Annotated in this window: 26 protein-coding genes; 12 read left to right on the top strand and 14 right to left on the bottom strand. The window is 63.8% G+C overall.

Annotated elements, in window-relative coordinates; translation table 11 throughout:
- The first annotated feature begins 12 nt into the window (after positions 1 to 12).
- The 6 genes from AC56QP_RS19690 (at position 13) to AC56QP_RS19665 (ending at position 3,759) form a co-directional block, all read left to right on the top strand.
- A complete protein-coding gene (locus AC56QP_RS19690; protein ID WP_489858451.1) occupies positions 13 to 1,014 on the top strand; it encodes an NAD(P)H-dependent glycerol-3-phosphate dehydrogenase in 1,002 nt (333 codons plus the stop codon).
- 36 nt (positions 1,015 to 1,050) lie between these two features.
- Complete coding sequence (locus tag AC56QP_RS19685) at positions 1,051 to 1,347, top strand: YciI-like protein (protein WP_489858452.1); 297 nt, start codon at positions 1,051 to 1,053, stop codon at positions 1,345 to 1,347.
- A gap of 100 nt (positions 1,348 to 1,447) precedes the next feature.
- Positions 1,448 to 1,873: an EVE domain-containing protein gene (locus AC56QP_RS19680; RefSeq protein WP_256751992.1), complete on the top strand. Its 426-nt coding sequence runs from the start codon at positions 1,448 to 1,450 to the stop codon at positions 1,871 to 1,873.
- Positions 1,870 to 2,526, top strand: coding sequence for a class I SAM-dependent methyltransferase (locus AC56QP_RS19675; RefSeq protein ID WP_489858453.1), 657 nt, complete (start codon positions 1,870 to 1,872; stop codon positions 2,524 to 2,526). The genes AC56QP_RS19680 and AC56QP_RS19675 overlap by 4 nt, the downstream gene beginning before the upstream one ends.
- A 51-nt stretch (positions 2,527 to 2,577) precedes the next feature.
- On the top strand, positions 2,578 to 2,994 hold the full coding sequence (locus AC56QP_RS19670) for a DUF1761 domain-containing protein (protein ID WP_489858454.1): 417 nt from the start codon (positions 2,578 to 2,580) through the stop codon (positions 2,992 to 2,994).
- Positions 2,995 to 3,759, top strand: coding sequence for a glycosyltransferase family 25 protein (locus AC56QP_RS19665; protein WP_489858455.1), 765 nt, complete (start codon positions 2,995 to 2,997; stop codon positions 3,757 to 3,759).
- Positions 3,760 to 3,784: 25 nt separating this feature from the next.
- Here the strand turns inward: AC56QP_RS19665 and gcvA are convergent, their stop codons facing one another.
- Entirely contained in the window at positions 3,785 to 4,717 is a 933-nt protein-coding gene (gcvA, locus tag AC56QP_RS19660) for a transcriptional regulator GcvA (RefSeq protein ID WP_497100402.1), read from the bottom strand.
- A 163-nt stretch (positions 4,718 to 4,880) separates the two neighbouring features.
- Here gcvA and AC56QP_RS19655 point away from each other — a divergent pair, with 163 nt between their 5' ends.
- Positions 4,881 to 5,117 carry a hypothetical protein gene (locus AC56QP_RS19655; RefSeq protein ID WP_489858456.1) on the top strand — a complete coding sequence of 79 codons (237 nt, stop codon included), beginning with the start codon at positions 4,881 to 4,883 and terminating at the stop codon, positions 5,115 to 5,117.
- Between the two features lie 60 nt (positions 5,118 to 5,177).
- On the opposite strand, the gene AC56QP_RS19650 is transcribed toward AC56QP_RS19655, so the two are convergent.
- On the bottom strand, positions 5,178 to 5,711 hold the full coding sequence (locus tag AC56QP_RS19650) for a L,D-transpeptidase family protein (protein ID WP_489863561.1): 534 nt from the start codon (positions 5,709 to 5,711) through the stop codon (positions 5,178 to 5,180).
- Positions 5,712 to 5,858: 147 nt separating this feature from the next.
- Between AC56QP_RS19650 and AC56QP_RS19645 the strand changes: the two genes are divergently transcribed.
- From AC56QP_RS19645 to AC56QP_RS19635, 3 genes are all read left to right on the top strand, one after another.
- Positions 5,859 to 6,542 (top strand): response regulator transcription factor, encoded by a 684-nt coding sequence (locus AC56QP_RS19645; RefSeq protein WP_256751998.1) that lies wholly within the window; start codon positions 5,859 to 5,861, stop codon positions 6,540 to 6,542.
- 120 nt (positions 6,543 to 6,662) lie between these two features.
- Positions 6,663 to 7,118, top strand: a complete 456-nt coding sequence (locus tag AC56QP_RS19640; protein ID WP_489858457.1) for a cyclic nucleotide-binding domain-containing protein — start codon at positions 6,663 to 6,665, stop codon at positions 7,116 to 7,118.
- 6 nt (positions 7,119 to 7,124) lie between these two features.
- Positions 7,125 to 7,637, top strand: coding sequence for a GNAT family N-acetyltransferase (locus AC56QP_RS19635; protein WP_489858458.1), 513 nt, complete (start codon positions 7,125 to 7,127; stop codon positions 7,635 to 7,637).
- On the opposite strand, the gene AC56QP_RS19630 is transcribed toward AC56QP_RS19635, so the two are convergent.
- The 7 genes from AC56QP_RS19630 to tesB all read right to left on the bottom strand — a co-directional run bounded on the left by AC56QP_RS19630 (position 7,624) and on the right by tesB (position 15,917).
- Positions 7,624 to 8,430 (bottom strand): exodeoxyribonuclease III, encoded by an 807-nt coding sequence (locus AC56QP_RS19630; protein WP_489858459.1) that lies wholly within the window; start codon positions 8,428 to 8,430, stop codon positions 7,624 to 7,626. The genes AC56QP_RS19635 and AC56QP_RS19630 overlap by 14 nt on opposite strands.
- Before the next feature lie 275 nt (positions 8,431 to 8,705).
- Positions 8,706 to 9,392 (bottom strand): outer membrane lipoprotein carrier protein LolA, encoded by a 687-nt coding sequence (locus AC56QP_RS19625; protein WP_489863562.1) that lies wholly within the window; start codon positions 9,390 to 9,392, stop codon positions 8,706 to 8,708.
- Between the two features lie 154 nt (positions 9,393 to 9,546).
- A complete protein-coding gene (locus tag AC56QP_RS19620) occupies positions 9,547 to 12,201 on the bottom strand; it encodes a DNA translocase FtsK (RefSeq protein ID WP_489858460.1) in 2,655 nt (884 codons plus the stop codon).
- A gap of 211 nt (positions 12,202 to 12,412) precedes the next feature.
- Positions 12,413 to 12,688, bottom strand: a complete 276-nt coding sequence (locus tag AC56QP_RS19615) for a hypothetical protein (RefSeq protein WP_091576047.1) — start codon at positions 12,686 to 12,688, stop codon at positions 12,413 to 12,415.
- A 331-nt stretch (positions 12,689 to 13,019) separates the two neighbouring features.
- Positions 13,020 to 14,375 carry an ammonium transporter gene (locus tag AC56QP_RS19610; RefSeq protein ID WP_420107498.1) on the bottom strand — a complete coding sequence of 452 codons (1,356 nt, stop codon included), beginning with the start codon at positions 14,373 to 14,375 and terminating at the stop codon, positions 13,020 to 13,022.
- Between the two features lie 31 nt (positions 14,376 to 14,406).
- Positions 14,407 to 14,745, bottom strand: a complete 339-nt coding sequence (locus tag AC56QP_RS19605; protein WP_013892292.1) for a P-II family nitrogen regulator — start codon at positions 14,743 to 14,745, stop codon at positions 14,407 to 14,409.
- A 311-nt stretch (positions 14,746 to 15,056) separates the two neighbouring features.
- Entirely contained in the window at positions 15,057 to 15,917 is an 861-nt protein-coding gene (tesB, locus tag AC56QP_RS19600; protein ID WP_489858461.1) for an acyl-CoA thioesterase II, read from the bottom strand.
- 97 nt (positions 15,918 to 16,014) lie between these two features.
- Here tesB and AC56QP_RS19595 point away from each other — a divergent pair, with 97 nt between their 5' ends.
- Positions 16,015 to 17,274: a ubiquinone biosynthesis hydroxylase gene (locus AC56QP_RS19595; RefSeq protein WP_489858462.1), complete on the top strand. Its 1,260-nt coding sequence runs from the start codon at positions 16,015 to 16,017 to the stop codon at positions 17,272 to 17,274.
- 9 nt (positions 17,275 to 17,283) lie between these two features.
- Here the strand turns inward: AC56QP_RS19595 and AC56QP_RS19590 are convergent, their stop codons facing one another.
- Positions 17,284 to 17,640, bottom strand: a complete 357-nt coding sequence (locus AC56QP_RS19590; protein ID WP_489858463.1) for a YciI family protein — start codon at positions 17,638 to 17,640, stop codon at positions 17,284 to 17,286.
- Positions 17,641 to 17,642: 2 nt separating this feature from the next.
- Positions 17,643 to 17,861, bottom strand: coding sequence for a hypothetical protein (locus AC56QP_RS19585; RefSeq protein ID WP_489858464.1), 219 nt, complete (start codon positions 17,859 to 17,861; stop codon positions 17,643 to 17,645).
- A gap of 220 nt (positions 17,862 to 18,081) precedes the next feature.
- On the opposite strand from AC56QP_RS19585, the gene AC56QP_RS19580 reads away from it, so the two are divergent.
- On the top strand, positions 18,082 to 18,507 hold the full coding sequence (locus AC56QP_RS19580; protein ID WP_256752008.1) for an OsmC family protein: 426 nt from the start codon (positions 18,082 to 18,084) through the stop codon (positions 18,505 to 18,507).
- 166 nt (positions 18,508 to 18,673) lie between these two features.
- Here AC56QP_RS19580 and AC56QP_RS19575 read toward each other — a convergent pair whose 3' ends face one another.
- The 3 genes from AC56QP_RS19575 to AC56QP_RS19565 are packed head-to-tail and all read right to left on the bottom strand — an operon-like array spanning position 18,674 to position 20,536.
- Positions 18,674 to 19,306, bottom strand: coding sequence for a YceH family protein (locus AC56QP_RS19575; protein WP_489858465.1), 633 nt, complete (start codon positions 19,304 to 19,306; stop codon positions 18,674 to 18,676).
- Positions 19,307 to 19,319: 13 nt separating this feature from the next.
- Positions 19,320 to 20,099 (bottom strand): succinate dehydrogenase iron-sulfur subunit, encoded by a 780-nt coding sequence (locus AC56QP_RS19570; protein WP_256752010.1) that lies wholly within the window; start codon positions 20,097 to 20,099, stop codon positions 19,320 to 19,322.
- Positions 20,099 to 20,536: a DUF3052 family protein gene (locus tag AC56QP_RS19565; protein WP_489858466.1), complete on the bottom strand. Its 438-nt coding sequence runs from the start codon at positions 20,534 to 20,536 to the stop codon at positions 20,099 to 20,101. The genes AC56QP_RS19570 and AC56QP_RS19565 overlap by 1 nt, the downstream gene beginning before the upstream one ends.
- Positions 20,537 to 20,538: the final 2 nt, after the last annotated feature.

The raw sequence follows: 20,538 nt of genomic DNA, 5'->3' as shown, positions 1-20,538 counted from the left end.
AGCAGTCGAGACATGAGCAGTCCGGGCAAAACCGGCTGGCGCGTCACCGTCCTTGGCGGCGGCGCCTGGGGCACGGCGCTGGCGCTGGCCATGCTGCGCGCCGGCCATTCGGTGCGGCTGTTCGCGCGCGACCCGGAAACCGTCGCCTCGATCGGCCGTGGCGAGAACCCGCGCTATCTGCCCGGCATCGCCATCGCGCCCGGCATCGAGGCGACGAGCGACATCGAGGCAGCGCTCTACGGCGCTGATTGCGTGCTGGCGGTGACGCCGGCGCAATCACTGCGGGCAACGCTGGCGCTCGCGAAAGACCGTATGCCGCGCGGTATTCCGCTCGTTCTCTGCGCCAAGGGCATCGAGCGCGACACTGGCGCCCTGCTGTCGGCGATCGTCGAGGAAATCCTGCCGCAAAATCCCGTCGCCGCCCTGTCGGGCCCGAGCTTCGCCACCGATGTCGCCCGAGGCCTACCGACGGCGGTGGTGGTGGCTGCCCGCGACGAAGCTCTGGCCGCCGACCTTGCCGCCCGCTTTTCCGCCGAGAACCTGCGCTGCTATTCGAGCAACGACCTCATCGGTGTCGAGATTGGCGGCGCCTTGAAGAACGTCTTCGCCATCGCCGCCGGCGCGGTCACCGGCGCCGGGCTTGGCGCCAGCGCCCAGGCCGCCATGGTGACGCGCGGTTTTGTCGAGCTGCGCCGCATCGGTGCTGCTTTCGGCGCCAGGCCCGAAACCCTGATGGGGCTTTCCGGCCTTGGCGACCTGCTGCTCACCTGCTCCTCCGCCCAATCGCGCAACTTCGCCTATGGGCTGGCGCTCGGGCAAGGCAAGCCGCTGGCCGGACTGCCGCTCGCCGAGGGCGTGCCGACGGCGGCAATCGCTGCCCGCATCGCCAGCGAGCGCAACATCGATGCGCCGATCATCACCGCCGTTGCGGCCATTCTGGACGGCACCATCACCATCCAGCAGGCCGTGACCGCCTTGATGACCCGGCCGCTGAAGACCGAAACCAACGATTGATCCCCACGACTTTGATCCAACGACCAGGAGAAGACCATGCTGTTTGCTTTGATTTGCAAGGACAAGCCCGGAAGCCTGCAGGTGCGCCTCGACACGCGGCCCGCGCATGTTGCCTTTCTGGAAGGATTGAACGGCGACAAGAAGCTGGCTTTTGCTGGTCCGTTCCTTGATGCCGAAGGCAAGCCCGACGGCAGCCTCGTGGTCGTCGAGGCGCCGGACTTGGCCGCGGCCCAAGCCTTGTCGGCCGCCGACCCCTACGCCAAGGCCGGGCTGTTCGAAAGCGTCGAAATCCGCCAGTGGAACTGGACGTTCAACAAGCCGGCGGCTAGTTAATTCCGGTCGCTGGCGAGCGAACGCCAGAGCAATTCCAGGAAAAGTGTGAAACGGTTTTCCGTCCGCAATTGCGTCAAGACAAAGAGTCTAGGAGGAGCAAATGAACTACTGGCTGTTCAAATCCGAACCCTCGGTCTTCTCCTTCGAGGCGTTGAAGGCCAAGGGCAAGGCCGGCACGCAATGGGATGGGGTGCGCAACTACGCCGCGCGCAACAACATGAAGGCGATGCAGATCGGCGATCTCGGCTTCTTCTACCATTCCAACGAGGGGCTCAACGTGGTCGGCATCGCCGAAGTCTGCGCGCTTGCCCATCCCGACACCACGTCGGACGATCCGCGCTGGGAATGCGTCGACATCCGCGCCTTCAAGGATGTGCCGAACCCGCCGACGTTGGAACAGGTCAAGGCCAACCCGAAGCTTGCCGAAATGGCGCTGGTGCGGCTCGGGCGGCTTTCGGTGCAGCCGGTGACGCCGGCCGAGTGGAAGGAAGTCTGCCGCATGGGCGGCCTGACACCCGCCCCGTGACGGCGCTCACGCCAAACAGCGCCAAGCAGTTCATCCTCGACAACACGGCGCTGATGGCGCCGCCGCATGTGCCGGAGCTTCTTCTGCACCTTGCCGACGAAGCCCATGATCTGTGGCAGCGGACCGAGGACGAGCTGGTCGAGATCGGGCTGCCACCGCCCTTCTGGGCATTTGCCTGGGCCGGTGGCCAGGGTCTTGCGCGCTATGTCATCGACAATCCCGATACAGTGCGGGGCAAGCGCGTGCTCGATTTCGCTTCCGGCTCCGGCCTTGTCGCCATCGCCGCCGCCAAAGCGGGTGCCGCCGAGGTGGTCGCCACCGACATCGACCCGTTCTGCGCGACCGCGATCCGTCTCAATGGCGAGGCCAACGGTGTCCTGATCGACTTCCTCGGCACGGATTGCATCGGGACCGACGCGGGCTGGGACGTGATCCTGGCCGGCGACGTCTTCTATGACAAATCCTTCGCCGACCGGTTGATGCCGTGGTTCGCGACACTCAAAGCGCGCGGCGCCGAGATCCTCGTCGGCGATCCCGGCCGGTCGTATATGCCGAAGACGGGGCTGGAACCGCTCGCGGTCTATCAAGTCGCCGTCACACGGGCCTTGGAAGATTCCCTGGTCAAACGCACGACCGTCTGGCGGTTTGCTTGACGCCGTCGCCGAACAGGCGTTTCCATCAATCTGCATCTGGAGGGGAAGCTCATGGATTTTTCAGCGGTGAACTGGCTGGCGGTGATCGCCGCGGCCGTGCTGGCGTGGCTCTTCGGCGCCGCCTGGTACATGGCCTTGAGCAAGCCGTGGCTGAAGGCCGCAAAACTCGATCCGGCGACAATGAACAGATCGCCGCTGCCCTTCGTCATCAGCTTCATCGCCGAACTGGTCATGGCGTACATAATGGCCCTGGTCGTCGGGGCGATGACCGGCGGCGAGCCGACATGGCTCGCCGGACTGGTCTTCGGCTTCGTGCTGTGGCTGGGTTTCGTCGCGACAACGCTCTCGGTCAACCATCGCTACAAGAATTTCGGCTGGGACCTGACCCTCATCGACGGCGGCCACTGGCTGGGCGTGCTGCTGATCATCGGCGCTGTGATCGGCTGGTTCGGCGCCGCGGCAAGCTGAATGAACGGCGGTGCTTTGATGCTGGCGGATGAGTCCGGATTCCCTCGCGACCTGGTGTTCACCCGGGTCTGTCACGTCAAGCAGGGCTACGAGGACCGGCGCCGGCACATCGTCAAGGAGTTCGGGCGGCGCGGGGTTCCGGTTTACTTCTACACCGACTGGGACCAGCCGGAGGTTACCCCGGACATCCGCGCCGAGCTGATTGCCCCCGACTTTGTCCACCCGGCGCGCGTCTCGCTGGCGCTGAAGCATGTCGGCATCTGGCGCGATTTCCTCGAGACCGACCTGCCCTATTGCCTGGTTTTCGAGGACGACGTGTTCCTGGCCCGCGACTTTGTCGCCAAGTTCCGGCAAGGGCTGACCGAACTCGGCGACCCCACGCGCAAGGCTGTCATCTATCTTGGCAATGGCAGCAACTACTACACGCCGATCTGGAAATTGCGCAGGGGCCAGAAGCTCTATCCCGCGCTCCATGCCAGATGCGCCGATTCCTACCTCATCACCCGCCCTGTCGCCGAAGCCCGTTGCGCCTGGATCGCCCAGAACAAGATATCCAGGCCGATCGATCATCAGATCGAGCAAATGGACGACGAATTGAGGATTGAAATGCTGTGGTTCGAACGGCCGATTGCCGAGCAGGGCAGCGAAAACGGCGCTTTCCCGACCTCGGTCGCCGGCAAATCGCGTCCGCTGCTGTACAAGAAACTGCAATGGAACTGGAAGAAGTACAACCGGATGATCTTCGGCCACAACGCCCGCTCTTGAGCGAAAGGACAGGCGACGGCCGTGCCTATGCCTTGTCCGTGGTTCGCGTCTTGGCCACTTCCTCGAGAATCCATTCGCGAAAGGCGACGATGCGGGGATCGTCAGCCGTGGCCTGGGGATAGACCAGGAAGTAGGCGAACTCCGGCGCGACCCTGATGCTGAGTTCGAAGGGCCGCACCAGCCGGCCCTCGGAAAGGTCGTTTGCCACCATGGCGAAATCGGCGAGCGCGACGGCGTTGCCGTCGAGCGCCGCCTGGACCGCATCCGTGGACGTCCCGAAGACGACGGTGCGACTGTCGTCGAAATCATCGACACCGGCCGCCGCCATCCACATCCGCCAGTTCGGCCATGTCACGCCTTGGCGCGCCCATTCGATATGGGCCAGCGTATGGTTGAAGAGATCGCGCGGCTCCCGCAAGGGCGGTCCGGATTTCAACAGGCTCGGGCTGCATACCGGAATGATGATGTTGTCGAACAGGCGGTGCGCGCAAAGCCCCGGATATTTGCCGGCGCCGAAGCGGATGCCGACATCGACATCGTCGAGGTCGAAATCGCGCAATCCGTAGGCGATGTCGAATCTGAGCTCGATGCCCGGCCTTTGCTTGCGGAAATCCTCGACGCGCCGCATCAGCCATTTGGCCGCGAACTGCGCGTCCAGTGTCACCTTCAGGAATTCCGTCCCGCGCGCCATCTTGCGCGCCCGCATGGCGGCACGGCCAAGCAGGTCGAGCGCGTCGGTCGCGGCCTCGAACAGCACCGTGCCCGCCTCCGTCAGCCGGATGGTGCGGCTGGTGCGAGTGAAAAGCACGATGCCGAGCTGATCCTCGATTTCCTTGATCTGGTGGCTGACGGCGGCCGGCGTCAGGCCGATCTCGTCGGCGGCGCGAGTGAAATTGAGATGCCGGGCCGCCGCCTCCAGTGTCCTGAGCGCCCGGGTTCCCGGCAGCAGGGTTGCCATCAAAGCGTGACCTGGTCGAAGCGGTCCATGGCGTTTCCATCCTCAAATAAAACTTGATGATGGGGAAAAAACTACTCGTTTCCTGCTTGGATTTCAATCGGGCAAGATGCGTGTACCGAAACACCATCAAACCGGATTTGATGTCCGGTGAACGGATCATGTCATGTCGCACATCGCTCTCAACCCTGCTCCTGCCCGGCCGGCCTGGCTGACTGCTACCCTCGACTGGCTGCGTCAAGCCAGGGTCGCGATCAACCTTCCGCGTCAGAACGTCGAGGACCTGTCCGATCGCCAGCTGCGCGATGTTGGCGCCCGGCGCAAGGACATTGCGCGGGCAATGGACCGCGAGATGGGCCGGCTGGGTCTTCTCGACATCGGCTGGCAGCGTCCCAAGGAATAGGCAGTAGAAAGTAGGGCAGCAGGGCAAATCAAGCCGGCACCGGCGCCTACCGCCTATTTCCTATCTCACTACCCTCAACACCGTACGATCCGACAGCAGCGGCAAGAGTCGCGCCATCGTGCGTGCCGTCACCGCGACGCAGCCTTGCGTCGGCGTGAAACCGGGGCGCGCCAGGTGGAAGAAGATGGCGCTGCCGCGCCCACGCCGGCGCGGCGATAGGTTCCAGTCGAGTACCAGGCAAGCGTCATAGAGCCGGTCGTCGCGCCGCATGCGTTCATGGCTGGCGCCGTAGGGGATCTTGACGGGCCGGTTGTAGTTGCGATCGTCAGGCACTTCGCACCAGCCGAGATCGGGCCCGATGGGCGTCATCGCCAGGCGGGTCTTGCGGCCGCCAGAGAACTGATCTCCCCGGAAATAGCCCGACAGGATCCGCATCGAGGCGAGCGGCGTGGCGCCGTCGCCTTCGCGCTTGTCGGCCGAGATGCCGCCACGCCCCAGTGCACAGGCAAACACCGTTGCGCCAGCCTGCAGCAGGCCCTGGCTTGGATGGCCGGGCCTGGCCCGCACGGTCAGCACGCGCAGCCCTTTTGGCAAAAATGCGCCGGCTGCATTGCGCTCGCGTTTTTTCTTGTATGATCGTGCCACGGAACAAATCACTGTGATCGGCTGTTGTGCCGGTCAGCTTCCGCATAAAGAGGCAGTGGTCAACTGAATTTTCTTTTCAAAACAACGGATTGATCCATGACTTCACGCACCATCCTGATCGTCGACGACGATGACGACCTGCGCGGCACGCTGGTCGAGCAATTGTCCCTTTACGAGGAATTCGACGTGCTGCAGGAATCGACTGCGGCAAAAGGCGTCACCGCGGCGCGCGGCGGCCTCATCGATCTGCTCATCATGGATGTCGGGCTGCCCGACATGGATGGCCGCGAGGCGGTGAAGATCCTGCGCAAGGGCGGCTACAAGGCGCCCATCATCATGCTGACCGGCCATGATACCGATTCCGACACGATCCTTGGTCTCGAGGCCGGGGCCAACGACTATGTGACGAAGCCGTTCCGCTTCGCCGTGCTGCTTGCGCGCATCCGCGCGCAATTGCGCCAGCATGAACAGAGCGAGGATGCCACCTTCTCGGTCGGGCCCTACACCTTCAAGCCCAGCCAGAAATTGCTGATCGACCCGCGCGGCGCCAAGGTGCGGCTGACGGAGAAGGAAGCCTCGATCATCAAATATCTCTATCGCGCCGACCAGAAGGTGGTGACGCGCGACGTGCTGCTCGAGGAAGTCTGGGGCTACAATTCCGGCGTCACCACGCACACGCTGGAAACCCATGTCTACCGGCTGCGCCAGAAGATCGAGCGTGATCCTTCCAATGCGGAAATTCTTGTGACAGAAAGCGGCGGCTACAAGCTGGTTCCTTAAACATTTCATTATCCAATGAGCGGCCGGGGCGGGGCTGCTTTCGGGTACGATCCTGGTGGAGGGGGTTCTGGATCGACTCGCAGAGGAGGGATTGGACTGACCGTTCGGGGACACAGCTAGATGGCGCTGGATGACGACATCCGCATCCTGTCCGCCGTGAGGCTCTTCGAGGGCTTCACGCAGGAACAGTTGCGCCTGCTCGCCTTCGGCGCCGAGACAACCCTGCTGCAGGCCGACCACAAGCTTTACCGCGAGGACGACGAGGCCGATTCGGCCTATATCGTGGTCAGCGGGCGCATTGTGCTCTATCGCGAGCAGAGTGGCGAACGCATCCCGATAGGCACGGCCGGCCCCGGCACCATGCTGAGCGAAATGGCATTGATCGCCGACACCAACCGGCTGACCAGCGCGTCGGCCGAGATCGATTCGGAAGTGATACGGCTCAGCCGCAAGATGTTCCGCCGCATCCTCGAGGAATACCCGGAAGTCGCGGTGCAGTTGCATCAGCGCATCCTGGAGGATTTCCAGGCATTGATCCGACGCATCGAGAAGCTGGCGCCGCGCTTTTCCGGATAGGCGCTCATGGACTTCCAGCTGCTTCGCGCCACCGAAACAGACCTGCCCTTCATCATGGCCACCGAACGGCGCCAAGGCTATGACGCCTTTGTCGGGCGTTGGGACGAAGCGCGTCACCGCGAAGCCATCGTCGACGGCGGCCATGCCTATTTTGTCGGTGTCGACGGTTTGGCGCCGGTAGGCTTTGCCATCCTTCGCCAGTGGGCCTCGGTTGAGCGCGTGACACTGGTCAAGCGCATCGCTGTCGTCGCCCCGGGACAGGGCCATGGCAGGGTGCTCCTGGCCGCCGTGGTCGACCGGGTTTTCGCCGAGACCGATGCCCATCGACTTTGCATCGGCCTGTTCCCCGACAACCATCGCGCCCGGCGCGCCTACGAGGCTGTCGGCTTCATGGCCGAAGGCATTGCGCGCGGCAGCGCGTTTTTCCACGGCGTGCATCGCGATGAGCTGGTCATGGCGCTGCTGCGGCCTGACTGGGAACGGCGCCGATCCCAGGCGTCTGAAGCTAGTCCAGGTTGAACCGCGCGATCACCGGCACATGGTCCGACGGCCGCTCCCAGCCGCGCGCCAGGCGCAGGATCTCGTAGCCGGCAAAAACGGGCACCAGATTCGGCGACGACCAGACATGGTCGAGCCGCCGGCCGCGGTTCGACGCTTCCCAGTCCTGCGCGCGATAGCTCCACCAAGTGTAGAGCTTTTGCTCGTGCGGCACGTTGAGCCGCATCAGGTCGACCCAGTTGCCGGCCAGCCGCATTGCCTCGAAACTCTCCGTCTCGACCGGCGTGTGGCTGACCACGTTGAGCAGCTGCTTGTGTGACCAGACGTCGTGCTCGAGTGGCGCGATGTTGAGGTCGCCGACCAGCACCGAGCCCGACACCTCGTCGTGCTCGGCCCGGATGGCGTTCATCTCGGCAACGAAATCGAGCTTGTGCTTGAACTTCCTGTTGATGACGGGATCCGGTTCGTCACCACCCGCCGGAACATAGAAATTGTGCAGCAGGATCGCCTTGCCGCCGGCCCGCACTGTCACCGACAGGTGGCGGCTGTCCTCGATCTCGCAGAAGCGTCGCTTCTCGACCACCTCGATGGGCCGCCGCGCCACCGTCGCGACGCCGTGATAGCCCTTCTGGCCATGGAAGGCGATGTGCTCGTAGCCGAGCTTGCGGAACGCCTTCTCGGGAAACAGCTCGTCGGGAACCTTGGTTTCCTGCAGGCAAAGCACGTCGGGCGCATGCTCGACGAGCAGGCGTTCGACGATCGGCATGCGCAAGCGGACGGAATTGATGTTCCAGGTGGCGATGGAAAAGGGCATTGGCAATCCAGGACAGCGTACGACCAGCCGGAACCGATAGGCCCTGACGGAGAAGACGCCCTTTGACGGGGTCAGCCCGGGAAACTGCCAGCCGCAAGCCGCAAAGACAAGCCGGGCAAAGCCCTGCGAGGCGCGGCCCGGTCCTTTCCACAGCTATTGATGCGATTGGCCCCAATGCATGCCGACCAAAGGTGGTCCCGGTCTGTGAAGAACGACATCCGTAAAAACAAAGACCTGGAGCGCGTCGCCTGGATCCTCTCAACCGCGACGCGCCTTCAGCGCGACTTGGTGTTGGTGTTGAGCTCGCGGTTGGCGGTGTAGTCGATGGCAAAGGTGTCAGGCGCGAAGCTGACGCCTTCCTTGGTGTTGAAGATCATCACCGTGGTGTCCTTGCCCTGCGCGTCGGTGATCGTCCATTGGCGCAAATCATAGGTTTTCGGATCGAACATCATCGTGATCCTGGCATTGCCGAACACCGACTTGTCGGCGAGCTGGATGGTGGTGAGGTCGTCTTCTTCCTTGACGCTTTTGACGCGGTCGCCGGAGAGGTCGATCCTGTTGTCGAGCAGCAGCTTCAGCGGCGTCTTCGACAGCGGATAGAGATCGGATGTGTTGAGCTTCTTGTTCAGAATGACCACTGACTTGCCGTCTGAAATCACCTTGAAATTCGAGGCACCGTCATAGTTGAAGCGGATCTTGCCCGGCCGCTCCAGGAAAAACTTGCCGCCGGTCTGCTCGCCCTTGGGGCCGAACTGCACGAATTCGCCGCTCATCGATTTGACCGAGGAAAAATGGTCGGCGATCTTCTGCGCCGCCGATGGCACGGCCGCCTGCGCCGAGGCCAGCAACTGGAACCCGGGCATCACATTGAAAGCCGCGGCCCCTGCAAACGCCAGGCCAAGGCCAAGCAGCTGGCGCCGGCTGGGAGCGAGATCGCTGAGCACTGAAGGAGCATTTTTCATGTCGGTCACTCTCATCTGATTCCTGAGTTGTTCTGGTCCTTGGACCCCCAGTTGGGCTGAAGTTTGGCGGGTCGTGCGCACCCTCAGTCACTTCAACGCCCTGAAAGGTTCAAGGTTGCCGGACAGGACGATGTCGCGGAGCCAGCCCTCCTGGTCAGAACTTGTCGTCCTCGGTCGGCACCAGGATCTCGCGCTTGCCGGCGTGGTTGGCCGGGCCGACGATACCTTCCTTCTCCATCTTCTCGATGATCGAGGCGGCGCGGTTGTAGCCGATGCCCAGCCGGCGCTGGATATAGCTGGTGGAAGCCTTGCCGTCGCGCAGCACCACGGAAACCGCCTGATCGTATGGATCGTCGGAATCCTCGAAATTGCTGTTGCCGCCGCCATTTCCCGAGCCCCCCTTGCCGGACGGCTCGTCGTCGTCCTCGCCGTCGTCCTCGGTGATGGCGTCGAGATATTCAGGCACGCCCTGCAGTTTCAGATGAGCGACGATCCTTTCGACCTCTTCATCGGCGACAAACGGGCCGTGCACGCGCTGGATGCGTCCGCCGCCAGCCATGTAGAGCATGTCGCCCATGCCGAGCAGCTGCTCGGCGCCCTGCTCGCCCAGGATGGTGCGGCTGTCGATCTTCGACGTTACCTGGAAGGAGATGCGGGTCGGGAAATTGGCCTTGATCGTGCCGGTGATGACGTCGACCGACGGGCGCTGCGTGGCCATGATGACATGGATGCCAGCGGCACGCGCCATCTGCGCCAGGCGCTGCACGGCACCTTCGATGTCCTTGCCGGCGACCATCATCAGGTCGGCCATCTCGTCGATGATAACGACGATATAGGGCATCGGCTCGAGATCGAGATTCTCGGTCTCGTAGATCGCCTCGCCGGTCTGGCGGTCGAAGCCGGTCTGCACGGTGCGCGAGATCTTTTCGCCCTTCTTGTCCGCCTGACTGACACGGGCATTGAAGCCGTCGATGTTGCGCACGCCGACCTTCGACATCTTGCGGTAGCGGTCCTCCATCTCGCGCACGGTCCATTTCAGCGCCACCACCGCCTTCTTCGGATCGGTGACCACCGGCGTCAACAGGTGCGGGATGCCGTCATAGACCGAGAGTTCCAGCATTTTCGGATCGATCATGATCAGCCGGCACTCTTCCGGCTTCAGCCGGTAGAGCAACGACAGGATCATGGTGTTGATGGCGACCGATTTGCCCGAACCGGTGGTGCCGGCGACCAGCACGTGCGGCATCTTGGCGATGTCGACGATGACCGCCTCGCCATTGATGGTCTTGCCCAGCGCCAGCGCCAGCTTGGCCTTGGTCGTCTCGAAGTCACGGCTGGCCAGGATTTCCCGGAGATAGACGGTTTCGCGCTTGGCGTTCGGCAGTTCGATGCCGATGGCGTTGCGGCCGGGCACCACGGCGACGCGGCAGGCGATCGCGCTCATCGAGCGCGCGATGTCGTCGGACAGGCCGATGACGCGCGACGATTTGATGCCGGGCGCCGGTTCGAGCTCGTAGAGGGTGACCACCGGACCGGGGCGGACGGCGATGATCTCGCCCTTGACGCCGAAATCCTCCAGCACGCCCTCGAGCAGGCGCGCGTTCTGCTCCAGCGCATCCTTGGACAGGCTGGCATCGCGCACCACGTTCTTCGGCTCGGACAGGAAATGCAGCGACGGCATTTCGAACTTTTCCGAACCGATGAGCGATGTCTGCGCCTCGCGCTGGACGCGGGCGCCAGGAGCCGGGCGCGGAGCCGGCGCCTCGACGCGGGTGGCGGCATCGGAGCGGAATTGCTGGACCCTGGCGGTCGGCGCCGCCCGCCGCTGGCTGGCGGGTTCGAAATCCAGGTCGTCATCGGCTTCGAACACATCGGCATCGTCGGGGTCTAGCGAGGCGCTGCGGTCATTGACCATGGCGGCGAAGAATTCCGGCTCGACGCGGGCGCGGCCGTCCTGGCTCATCCGCGATTCGGCGAACTCGGCCGATTCGACCCGTTCGGCGGCGCGCCGCCAGGCCGTGGAGCGCTGCTCCATCTCCGGCTCGTACTCGTCCCGCTCCTGCCTGCGGCGCACGGCGCGGCGGTGCATCCAGGCGCGCAGTGAAAGCCACCAGTGGGTGATGGCGCCAAGCGCCAGAATGCCTTCGTCGCCCTCGTCCTCGTTATCGTCGAACAAAAGATCGTCCTCGCGCGGATCCGCGGCCGGCTCGTCCTCCATGACGGCGAAGCCGTTCTTGCGTCCGATCAGCGCCGAACCATGGGCGAAGAGCCACAGCGCCGGTGCCGCCAGCAAGATGGAGATGATGCTGGCGACCAGCCCGGTCGGATAGCCGCCGATGACAACGGCGGGGATCTTCAGCACCATGTCGCCGAACACGCCGCCGAGGCCGGTCGGCAGCGGCCAGGTCTTCGGCGGCACCACGCAGCCCGCCATGGCAGCGGCCAGCAGGGCAAAGCCGAACCAGGACAAGCCGCGCTTGGGCAGCCTGTCGACGCCGCGCGCCGAAAAAAGCAGGAATCCCCAGATGACGGCCGGCACCAGCGCCGCGACGGCGGCGAGGCCGAAGAACTGCATGGCAAGGTCGGAGAACACCGCGCCGGCATAGCCCATGGCGTTGGTGACGGTGTTGTTTGTCGCGTGCGAGAAACTCGGATCGGCGACGTTCCATGTGGCAAGGCTGGCGACGCCGAAGGCGACCAGCGCGAACAGTCCCGCGCCGACCAGCCGGCCGACCTGACGCCGCGCGAACGCCTGCATGCCGTGCCCCGTATCGGCCAGCGCGAGCGGTGCTGAAGCCCCTGAACGCATGCTCTTCCCCGTCTGTCATTGCCTCGCGCGGGTGCATGGCGCACTCCGGCAGATTCGGATGTCAGACTATCGGTGGGAAGGTTAAGGGCGCATTAACCATGGCTTTTTACCGGCGCCTCCTTCCAGAGCGAAGATGGCGGGCCGCGAAGCCCGCCACCTTTTCATGGCAACGACGAAACGATCGGGCCCGTCCGGACCCGATCTCGCGCAATCACTTGTGACCGGCATACGCCATCAGGTTGGCGCAGAATTCGGCGTGAGGCTTGCTCATCGCCGCGTCCTGGCATTCCTTCATCATCAAGTCCTGCTTGTCCTTGGCCGTCGAAGCCCAGGCCGCCTTGAAATCCGCCTCGGACTTCATGGTCTTCATGCCGGTATCGGTGAAGAACGGCGCCATGTTGTCAGGTTCGTCAAGGGCGCCTGCCAACGCAACGCCACTGACCATGGAAAGAGCGAGTGCCCCGAGGAAGATGTTCTTGAGTTTCATGAGATGATTTCCTTCCCTGTCGTTTTGCACGAGCGTCAGAACGACGATCGTCCTCAAAGTACGGGGCAAGGGCGGTCGATGTTTCTTCAGAAATCTTCTTCACGCGAACGTGATTGCACGAACCCAGGGCATGGCCGGAACGTTTTGCCAAAAAAAGGAGGCCCGGATGCGATCCGGGCCTCAATGCGTGAACTCCTTTCGGGAGCGTCACGACGGGATCTCTTGAAGCAATTCCGGGAAAAGTGCGCAGCGGCTTTCCGTTCGGAATTGTCTAAAGTCAGACAGGGCCGGCGGGAGGAGGGTTCCGCCGGCCCCGTTGGCTAAGCTGGCCTTACGGCACCACTTCGCCATGCTGGGAGATGTCGAGGCCTTCGACCTCTTCCTGCGTCGTCGGACGCAGGCCGACCAGCGCCTTGACGATGTAGAGGATCACGAAGGTGGCAATCGCCGTCCAGATGATGGTGACCGCGACGCCGTAGATCTGCTTGCCGAGGGAAGCACCCGACGACAGGCTGTTGATCGCCGGATCGGCCAGCACGCCGGTGAGCAGGGCGCCGATGACGCCGCCTACGCCGTGCACGCCGAAGGCATCGAGCGAGTCGTCATAGCCGAACATGTGCTTCACCTTGACCGCCGAGAGGTAGCAGACGACGCCGGCGACGATGCCGACGATGAAGGCGCCGGTCGGGTTGACGAAGCCGGAAGCCGGGGTCACCGCGACCAGGCCGGCAACGGCGCCCGAGATGATGCCGAGCACGGAGGGCTTCTTGGCGACGATCCATTCGGCGAACATCCAGGCCAGCGCCGCGGCCGCGGTGGCAACCTGGGTGTTGAGCATGGCAGCGCCGGCGAGGCCGTCGGCCGCGAGCTCCGAACCAGCGTTGAAGCCGAACCAGCCGACCCATAGCAGCGAAGCGCCGATCACCGAATAGACCAGGTTGTGCGGCGCCATGTTGGTGGTGCCGTAGCCTTCGCGCTTACCAAGCACGAGCGCGCAGACGAGACCGGCGACACCGGCGTTGATGTGGACGACCGTGCCGCCGGCGAAGTCGAGCACGCCAGCCGTGCCGAGGAAGCCGCCACCCCAGACCCAATGCGCGATCGGCACGTAGACGACGAGCAGCCATAGCGCCATGAAGATCAGCAGCGCCGAGAATTTGAAACGTTCGGCGAAGGCGCCGGCAATCAGCGCCGGGGTGATGATGGCGAAGGTCATCTGGAACATCGAGAAGACGAATTCAGGAATGTTCGCGACGCCCGGCAGCCACAGCGAGGCAGTGGTGATGCCGTGATGGAAGAATTTCGAGGTGCCGCCGAGATAGCTGTTCATGCCGCCGCCGTCGGAGAAGGCCAGCGAGTAGCCGAACATGAACCACAGCACCGTCACCAGGCAGGTGATGGCAAAGCTCTGCATGATGGTGGCCAGCACATTCTTCTTGCGCACCATGCCGCCGTAGAACAGCGCCAGGCCCGGGATGGTCATCATCAGCACCAGCGCCGTCGAGGTCAGCATCCAGGCGGTGTTGCCGGTATCGAGCACCGGGGTGGGAGCGGCAGCCGGCGCGGCAGCCGCGGCGGCGGGGGCCGCTTCCTGTGCGAAGGCGGCAACCGTGCCCAATGCTGCGAGAGCGAGCGAACCCAAAAGGGCGGCGCGTCCCGTCGTCTTCAAGGTGGAAGGAATATTCATTGAACTCTCCATTGGAATACGTTTTCGCCGCTCAGAGCGCGTCGGTGTCTGTTTCGCCGGTACGGATGCGCACCGCCTGGTCGATGCCGAAAACGAAGATCTTGCCATCGCCGATCTGGCCGGTCTTGGCCGCAGCGGTGATGGCTTCGACGGCCTTGTCGACCATGTCGGAGCTGACCGCGACCTCGATCTTGATCTTCGGCAGGAAGCTGACCGCGTATTCCGCCCCACGATAGATTTCCGTATGTCCCTTCTGACGCCCGTAGCCTTTGACTTCGGTGACGGTCAGGCCTTGGATGCCGACGGCGGTAAGCGCTTCGCGTACCTCGTCGAGCTTGAACGGCTTGATGATTGCCATCACGATTTTCATAAGGTTTCACCCTTTGCTGTTGCGGTCCCCCGCGTTTGCACGACTGCACCGATCCCAAGGAGAGCCGGAGAGTGCCCTCGTGGATTCAAGCTCCGTGCCAGTTGCCGAAGCAGTGCATTAACCTATTGTAAACAAAGGGATTGGGGCTTCCGGAGGCAGAAGGTGCCGGCATCTGCGGCACGGCATGTGCTCAAAAATTGTGCAATTTTTCGAAATTGCCTATTTTGCCCGCTTTGGCAGCGCGGTCCCGAAAGTTGGGTCCCGGTTTTCGGAAAAGATCATGCCCAAACAAGAAGCTGCCGTCAGGGTGCTCAACGCCTGAGCCGGATCAACCCTTCCTGGGCCATCGAGGCGATCAGCGTGCCGTCGCGTGCATAGAGAGTGCCGCGGCTGAAGCCGCGCGATCCGGAGCTTGACGGGCTGTCCTGGGCGTAGAGCAGCCAGCCGTCGAGCGCATGCGGCCGGTGGAACCACATCGAGTGGTCGAGGCTCGCCGCCTGGATATCGGGATCGAACAGACCGCGCCCATGCGCGAAGGTCGACGTGTCGAGCAGCGTCATGTCGGACAGGTAGGCGAGCAGCACCGACTGCAGCGCGCGGTCGTCGGGAACCGGCCCGGCAAGGCGGATCCAGACATTCTGCCGGGGCGGCAGCTTGTCGCGGCTTTCATAGTGCTGGAGATTGACCGGACGCAGCTCCAGCGGCCGTTCCCGTGCCCAGAAGCGGCGCACCGCCTCCGGTACACGTTCGGCCTTCTCGAGCAGCTGCCGCTGCGTCTGCAGCCCTTCCGGCGGCGGAACGTCGTCGGGCAGGGCGAACTGGTGCTCAAGCCCCTTCTCGTCGACCTGGAACGAGGCTTCCAGCGAAAAGATCGCTTGCCCGTGCTGGATCGCCAGCACGCGGCGGGTGGTGAAGGAGCCGCCATCGCGGATGCGGTCGACCTCGTAGACGATCGGCACCTTGATATCGCCCGGCCGCATGAAATAGCCGTGCAGCGAATGCACGTAGCGATCAGGCTCGACGGTCCGCTGCGCCGCCACCAGGGCCTGGGCGATCGTCTGGCCGCCGAATACGCGCTGCCATTCCACCTGGGGGCTGCGACCACGATACAGATTGTGTTCCAGCCGCTCGAGGTCGAGAATGTCGAGAAGCTCGTCCATGGCCGCCGTCATGTTTCGTGACCTCACACCGAATGCTATGGCGGGTTTCCGACAGGAAGGACGAGCCGTCAAGGGCGGATGCCCGGCCGGCGCGCAAGGAGCGAAGATGATGCAACCCAGGACGGACGCGAACACCAGGTCCGGGCTCGATGTCCTAGTCGCCGGCGCCGGCTATGTCGGGCTTGCCGCCGCCGTGTCGCTGAAGCAGGCGCGCCCGAGCCTTGCCATTGCGCTGGTCGATGCCGCGCCCGCCGGGACCTGGCAAAGGGATGGCCGTGCTTCGGCCATTGCCGCTGCCGCCTGCCGCATGCTGGACCAGCTCGGCGTATGGACCGAGATCGCGCCGAGGGCCCAGGCGATCACCGAGATGATCATCACCGATTCGCGCAGCTCCGATCCGGTCCGTCCGGTCTTCCTGACCTTCGACGGCGAGGTGGCGCCGGGCGAGCCGTTCGCGCATATGGTGGCCAACAAGGTGCTGAACGGTGCCTTGCGCCGCAGTGCCGAGGAACTCGGCATCGACATCATCGAAGGTGTCGCCGTGCAGGGTTTCGAAACCAACGGTGCCGGCATCACCGTCCATCTTGCCGACGGCGCGACGCTGAAGGCTCGGCTGCTGGTTGCCGCCGATGGCGTCAACTCGAAGCTGCGCGACATGGCCGGCATCAAGACGGTGAAATGGGAATACGGCCAGTCCGGCATTGTCTGCACGGTGGCGCATGAACGCCCGCACAACGGTCGCGCCGAAGAGCACTTCCTGCCGGCCGGCCCGTTCGCCACCTTGCCGCTCAAGCCGGACGACGACGGCACCAACCGCTCATCGATCGTCTGGGTCGAACGCTCACAGGATGCCGACAAGCTGGTTGCCGGAGACGATCTCGTCTTCGAGCACGAACTCGAGCAGCGCTTCGGCCTCAAGCTTGGCGAGATCCGCGTCGCCGACAAGCCACGCGCCTGGCCGCTTGGCCTGACGCTTGCGCGCGCCTTCGTCGCGCCGCGCGTCGCGCTCGCCGGCGACGCCGCCCATGGCATCCACCCGATCGCCGGCCAGGGTCTCAATCTCGGCTTCAAGGACGTCGCCGCGCTTGCCGAGGTGATTGTCGAGGCCGACCGGCTCGGCCAGGACATCGGCGCGCTCGACGTGCTCGAGCGCTACCAGCAATGGCGCCGCTTCGACACCGTGCAGATGGGCATCACCACGGACGTGCTGAACCGGCTGTTTTCCAACGACATCGGTCCGCTGCGCACCGTCCGCGACATCGGCCTCGGTCTGGTCGAACGGATGCCGCGGCTGAAGGCGTTCTTCATCCGCCAGGCGTCGGGCCTGTCCGGCGGTACGCCTCGCCTCTTGAAGGGCGAGGCGATCTGATCGCCCCGCCTATGATCCTGGTATGTCGTAGACCGCCCTGACCTCGATGGTGCCGATTTCGGCCAGCGGAATGCCGGCGGCAATCTCCAGCGCGTCGTCGAGATTTCTTGCCTCGATCATGACGAAGCCGAGCAGCTGCTCCTTGGTTTCGGCGAAGGGGCCATCGGTGACCAGCCGCTTGCCCTTGCGCCGGCGCACGGTCTTCGAGGTCCTCACCGATTGCAGCGCCTGCGCGATGATCAGCACGCCTCGCTGCTCCAGGGATCTGTCATAGGCCAGCGAGTCGGCATCGAGCTTGGCCGATCCCTCGGCTGTCAGCGCATAGAGGTCTTTTTCCTCGCCATAGACCAGGCAAACATACTGCATCTCTATCTCCCTTGTTGTGACGAACCATAGGTTGAGGCGATCAGGGTGTCAGCCGGGGCGCTGCCCGCCGCATGATCGAGAAGGCATGCCGCGATCCCGATGATGGCGACGGCCGCGAGCAACCGGCCAAGGCCGGACGGGGGCGGATGCAGCCAGAAATCTTCCGGTCGCCCGGCCTTGCGGCCTGGGCTCTTCCACAGCGCGAAAAACAGACTGTCCATGTGAACCTCCATCCGGCCACCAGACTGTGGCCGCCCGCAGGACGGTCGGGCCGGATGCAAGTCGACATTTTCGCACGCATGTTTTTCAGAAAAAGATTTCGCCGCCGACGCCGATGTCGCGGTTCCGCAGGAACGGCGCGGTGGCCTTCCCGCGCGCCCGCGCTATAGTTGGGAGGAACGCTGGCGCCGGGCCGGCGCAATCGAGGCCAAGGAGGAATTCATGGACCGCACCGCAAACGCCGTCTGGAAAGGCAATCTCAAAGAGGGCAAAGGCACGCTCGACAGCCAGAGCGGGACGCTGAAGGGCACGCCCTATTCGTTCAAGGCGCGCTTTGAGGACGAGAGCGGCAAATCCGGCACCAATCCGGAAGAACTGATCGCGGCGGCGCATGCCGGCTGCTTTGCCATGCAGTTCTCTCATTTCCTGGCCGAGAACGGCACGCCCGCCGCCGAGCTCGACGCCAAGGCCGTGGTGACGCTGGTTCCAGGCACCGGCATCACCGGCAGCGCCCTCACGGTGGTCGGCAAGGTTCCGGGCATCGATGCGGCGAAATTCAAGGAACTGGCCGAGAAGGCCAAGGCCGAGTGCCCGGTCTCGAAGGCGCTCGGTGCCATCAAGGTTTCGCTCGACGCCAGGCTCGGCTGAGGACATCCCTTGTGAGATCCGGCGCGCATAACGGCGCGCCGGGTATCCTGAAGAGAGGGAGGAGCTAGAGCAATTCCAGGAAAAGTGTGAAACGGTTTTCCGTCCGGAATTGCGTCAAAACAAAGAGTTAGAGCGGTTTGCCGTTTCCGTGAAACGGTGAACTGCTCTAGGCACCCAGCGAGTCGAGCCGGGCGCGAAGTGCGGCGACTTCCTGCTCCAGCGCCTCCAATCTCGCTTCCAGGTCGGAGTGAGGCGTGGCCGGCGTGCTCCGCTGCGCCGAAAGGGCTGCGACGTCCACCGGTCCAGCGAGGAGATGCACGTAGCGGTCCTCACGCTGGCCTGGCCCGCGCGGGATCTCCTGGATCAGCGGCGGCCGGCGGCCGATCAGCATGTCGAGTTCAGCGCGCAGGTCTTCGATCGACGAAAACCGCGCCATGCGCTCAGCTCGCGCCAGGAGCTCATGCGCCGTCTGCGGTCCGCGCAACAGGAGCAGGCCGAGCAAGGCGGTCTGCGGCGTGGTCAGCGAGAAGCGCTGCGCCATCTGATGCTCATAGCGCTCCACACGCGAGCCGAACATCTGCCGCACCAACCCCTTCTGCTCGAGCAGCTTCAGGGCCCGGTGCACCTCTGTCTGTTCCAGCGCCATCACCGGCTCGCGTGCCGTCTTCTGGTTGGCGGCGGCAAGTGCTGCATTCAGCGTCAGCGGGTAGACGTCAGGCGTCAGTTCCTTCTTCTCGATCAGGCAGCCGAGCACACGCGCTTCGGCAGGAGAAAGAACGGGCAATTCGGTATCTGTCATAATGATCGGCTCGCTATACCCGCCGCTCGACCATCATCTTCTTGATCTCGGCGATCGCCTTGGCCGGGTTGAGGCCCTTGGGGCAGGTCTGCGCGCAGTTCATGATGGTGTGGCAGCGATAGAGCCGGAACGGGTCTTCCAGATTGTCGAGCCGTTCGCCCTTGGCCTCGTCGCGGGAATCGATCAGCCAGCGATAGGCCTGCAGCAATGTTGCCGGGCCGAGATAGCGGTCGCCGTTCCACCAGTAGCTCGGGCACGAGGTCGAGCAGCAGGCGCACAGGATACACTCGTAGAGCCCGTCGAGCTTCTCGCGGTCCTCATGGCTCTGCAGCCATTCCTTGGCCGGCTCCGGCGACACCGTCTTCAGCCAAGGCTCGATCGAGGCGTGCTGGGCGTAGAAATTGGTGAGGTCCGGCACCAGGTCCTTGACCACCTGCATATGCGGCAGCGGGTAGACTTTCACGGCGCCGGAAATGTCGTCGCAGCCCTTTGTGCAGGCGAGCGTGTTGGAGCCGTCGATGTTCATGGCGCAGGAACCGCAAATGCCTTCGCGGCAGGACCGGCGCAAGGTCAGTGTCGGGTCGATCTTGTTCTTGATCCAGAGCAGCGCGTCGAGCACCATCGGCCCGCAATCGTCCATATCGACGAAATAGGTGTCGATGCGCGGGTTCTCGTCATCGTCCGGCGACCAGCGATAGATGCGGTACTCGCGCAAATTGGTGGCGCCCTCCGGCTTCGGCCAGGTCTTGCCCTGCTTGATCTGCGAATTCTTGGGGAGCGTCAGTTCGACCATTACCTGCGGTCCTTTCGGATGACGAGCTTCAGCCCGGACCAGATTTCATTCACGGCGGCGACCTTGACGTCGACAAGGTCGAGCTTCAGCGCCTCGGCGCGAACGACGCCCTCGGTGACGTCGGTCGGCACTTTCGATGCCTTCTTCGGCCAGGAGACCCAGACCATGCCGTCGCGCTTGATGGCCGCCTCAATATCGACCAGGCGGTCCTCGATCTCGGCACGCTGCCGGGCAAAGGCATGAACGGCATCATATTTCTGGCGAACACCCGAAATCTCCGACCAGTCCGGCAGCCTGTCGACTTGAGCGAAGTCAACGGCGTCGGCGAGATCGTCGAGGTCGTGGGGCAGCGCTATGAAGGCGGCGGTCATGCCGTCCTTCAGGCCGAGCTTGGCCGGAAGGGGCGTGCCCGAATATCCAGAGGCCGCCAGCGCCATCG

It is taken from the genome of Mesorhizobium sp. RCAM 05104, from assembly GCF_059683645.1.
This window is presented reverse-complemented; position numbering and strand designations above follow the sequence as displayed.

Coding starts and splice junctions, on each gene's coding strand:
- AC56QP_RS19645 (WP_256751998.1), top strand. CDS start 5,859: ATGACTTCACGCACCATCCTGATCGTCGACGACGATGACGACCTGCGC.
- AC56QP_RS19615 (WP_091576047.1), bottom strand. CDS start 12,688: ATGAAACTCAAGAACATCTTCCTCGGGGCACTCGCTCTTTCCATGGTC.
- gcvA (WP_497100402.1), bottom strand. CDS start 4,717: ATGGCAACCCTGCTGCCGGGAACCCGGGCGCTCAGGACACTGGAGGCG.
- AC56QP_RS19625 (WP_489863562.1), bottom strand. CDS start 9,392: ATGAAAAATGCTCCTTCAGTGCTCAGCGATCTCGCTCCCAGCCGGCGC.
- AC56QP_RS19620 (WP_489858460.1), bottom strand. CDS start 12,201: ATGCGTTCAGGGGCTTCAGCACCGCTCGCGCTGGCCGATACGGGGCAC.
- AC56QP_RS19610 (WP_420107498.1), bottom strand. CDS start 14,375: ATGAATATTCCTTCCACCTTGAAGACGACGGGACGCGCCGCCCTTTTG.
- AC56QP_RS19585 (WP_489858464.1), bottom strand. CDS start 17,861: ATGGACAGTCTGTTTTTCGCGCTGTGGAAGAGCCCAGGCCGCAAGGCC.
- AC56QP_RS19590 (WP_489858463.1), bottom strand. CDS start 17,640: ATGCAGTATGTTTGCCTGGTCTATGGCGAGGAAAAAGACCTCTATGCG.
- AC56QP_RS19680 (WP_256751992.1), top strand. CDS start 1,448: ATGAACTACTGGCTGTTCAAATCCGAACCCTCGGTCTTCTCCTTCGAG.
- AC56QP_RS19635 (WP_489858458.1), top strand. CDS start 7,125: ATGGACTTCCAGCTGCTTCGCGCCACCGAAACAGACCTGCCCTTCATC.
- AC56QP_RS19685 (WP_489858452.1), top strand. CDS start 1,051: ATGCTGTTTGCTTTGATTTGCAAGGACAAGCCCGGAAGCCTGCAGGTG.
- AC56QP_RS19580 (WP_256752008.1), top strand. CDS start 18,082: ATGGACCGCACCGCAAACGCCGTCTGGAAAGGCAATCTCAAAGAGGGC.
- AC56QP_RS19595 (WP_489858462.1), top strand. CDS start 16,015: ATGCAACCCAGGACGGACGCGAACACCAGGTCCGGGCTCGATGTCCTA.
- tesB (WP_489858461.1), bottom strand. CDS start 15,917: ATGACGGCGGCCATGGACGAGCTTCTCGACATTCTCGACCTCGAGCGG.
- AC56QP_RS19575 (WP_489858465.1), bottom strand. CDS start 19,306: ATGACAGATACCGAATTGCCCGTTCTTTCTCCTGCCGAAGCGCGTGTG.
- AC56QP_RS19565 (WP_489858466.1), bottom strand. CDS start 20,536: ATGGCGCTGGCGGCCTCTGGATATTCGGGCACGCCCCTTCCGGCCAAG.
- AC56QP_RS19690 (WP_489858451.1), top strand. CDS start 13: ATGAGCAGTCCGGGCAAAACCGGCTGGCGCGTCACCGTCCTTGGCGGC.
- AC56QP_RS19640 (WP_489858457.1), top strand. CDS start 6,663: ATGGCGCTGGATGACGACATCCGCATCCTGTCCGCCGTGAGGCTCTTC.
- AC56QP_RS19630 (WP_489858459.1), bottom strand. CDS start 8,430: ATGCCCTTTTCCATCGCCACCTGGAACATCAATTCCGTCCGCTTGCGC.
- AC56QP_RS19665 (WP_489858455.1), top strand. CDS start 2,995: ATGAACGGCGGTGCTTTGATGCTGGCGGATGAGTCCGGATTCCCTCGC.
- AC56QP_RS19570 (WP_256752010.1), bottom strand. CDS start 20,099: ATGGTCGAACTGACGCTCCCCAAGAATTCGCAGATCAAGCAGGGCAAG.
- AC56QP_RS19605 (WP_013892292.1), bottom strand. CDS start 14,745: ATGAAAATCGTGATGGCAATCATCAAGCCGTTCAAGCTCGACGAGGTA.
- AC56QP_RS19670 (WP_489858454.1), top strand. CDS start 2,578: ATGGATTTTTCAGCGGTGAACTGGCTGGCGGTGATCGCCGCGGCCGTG.
- AC56QP_RS19655 (WP_489858456.1), top strand. CDS start 4,881: ATGTCGCACATCGCTCTCAACCCTGCTCCTGCCCGGCCGGCCTGGCTG.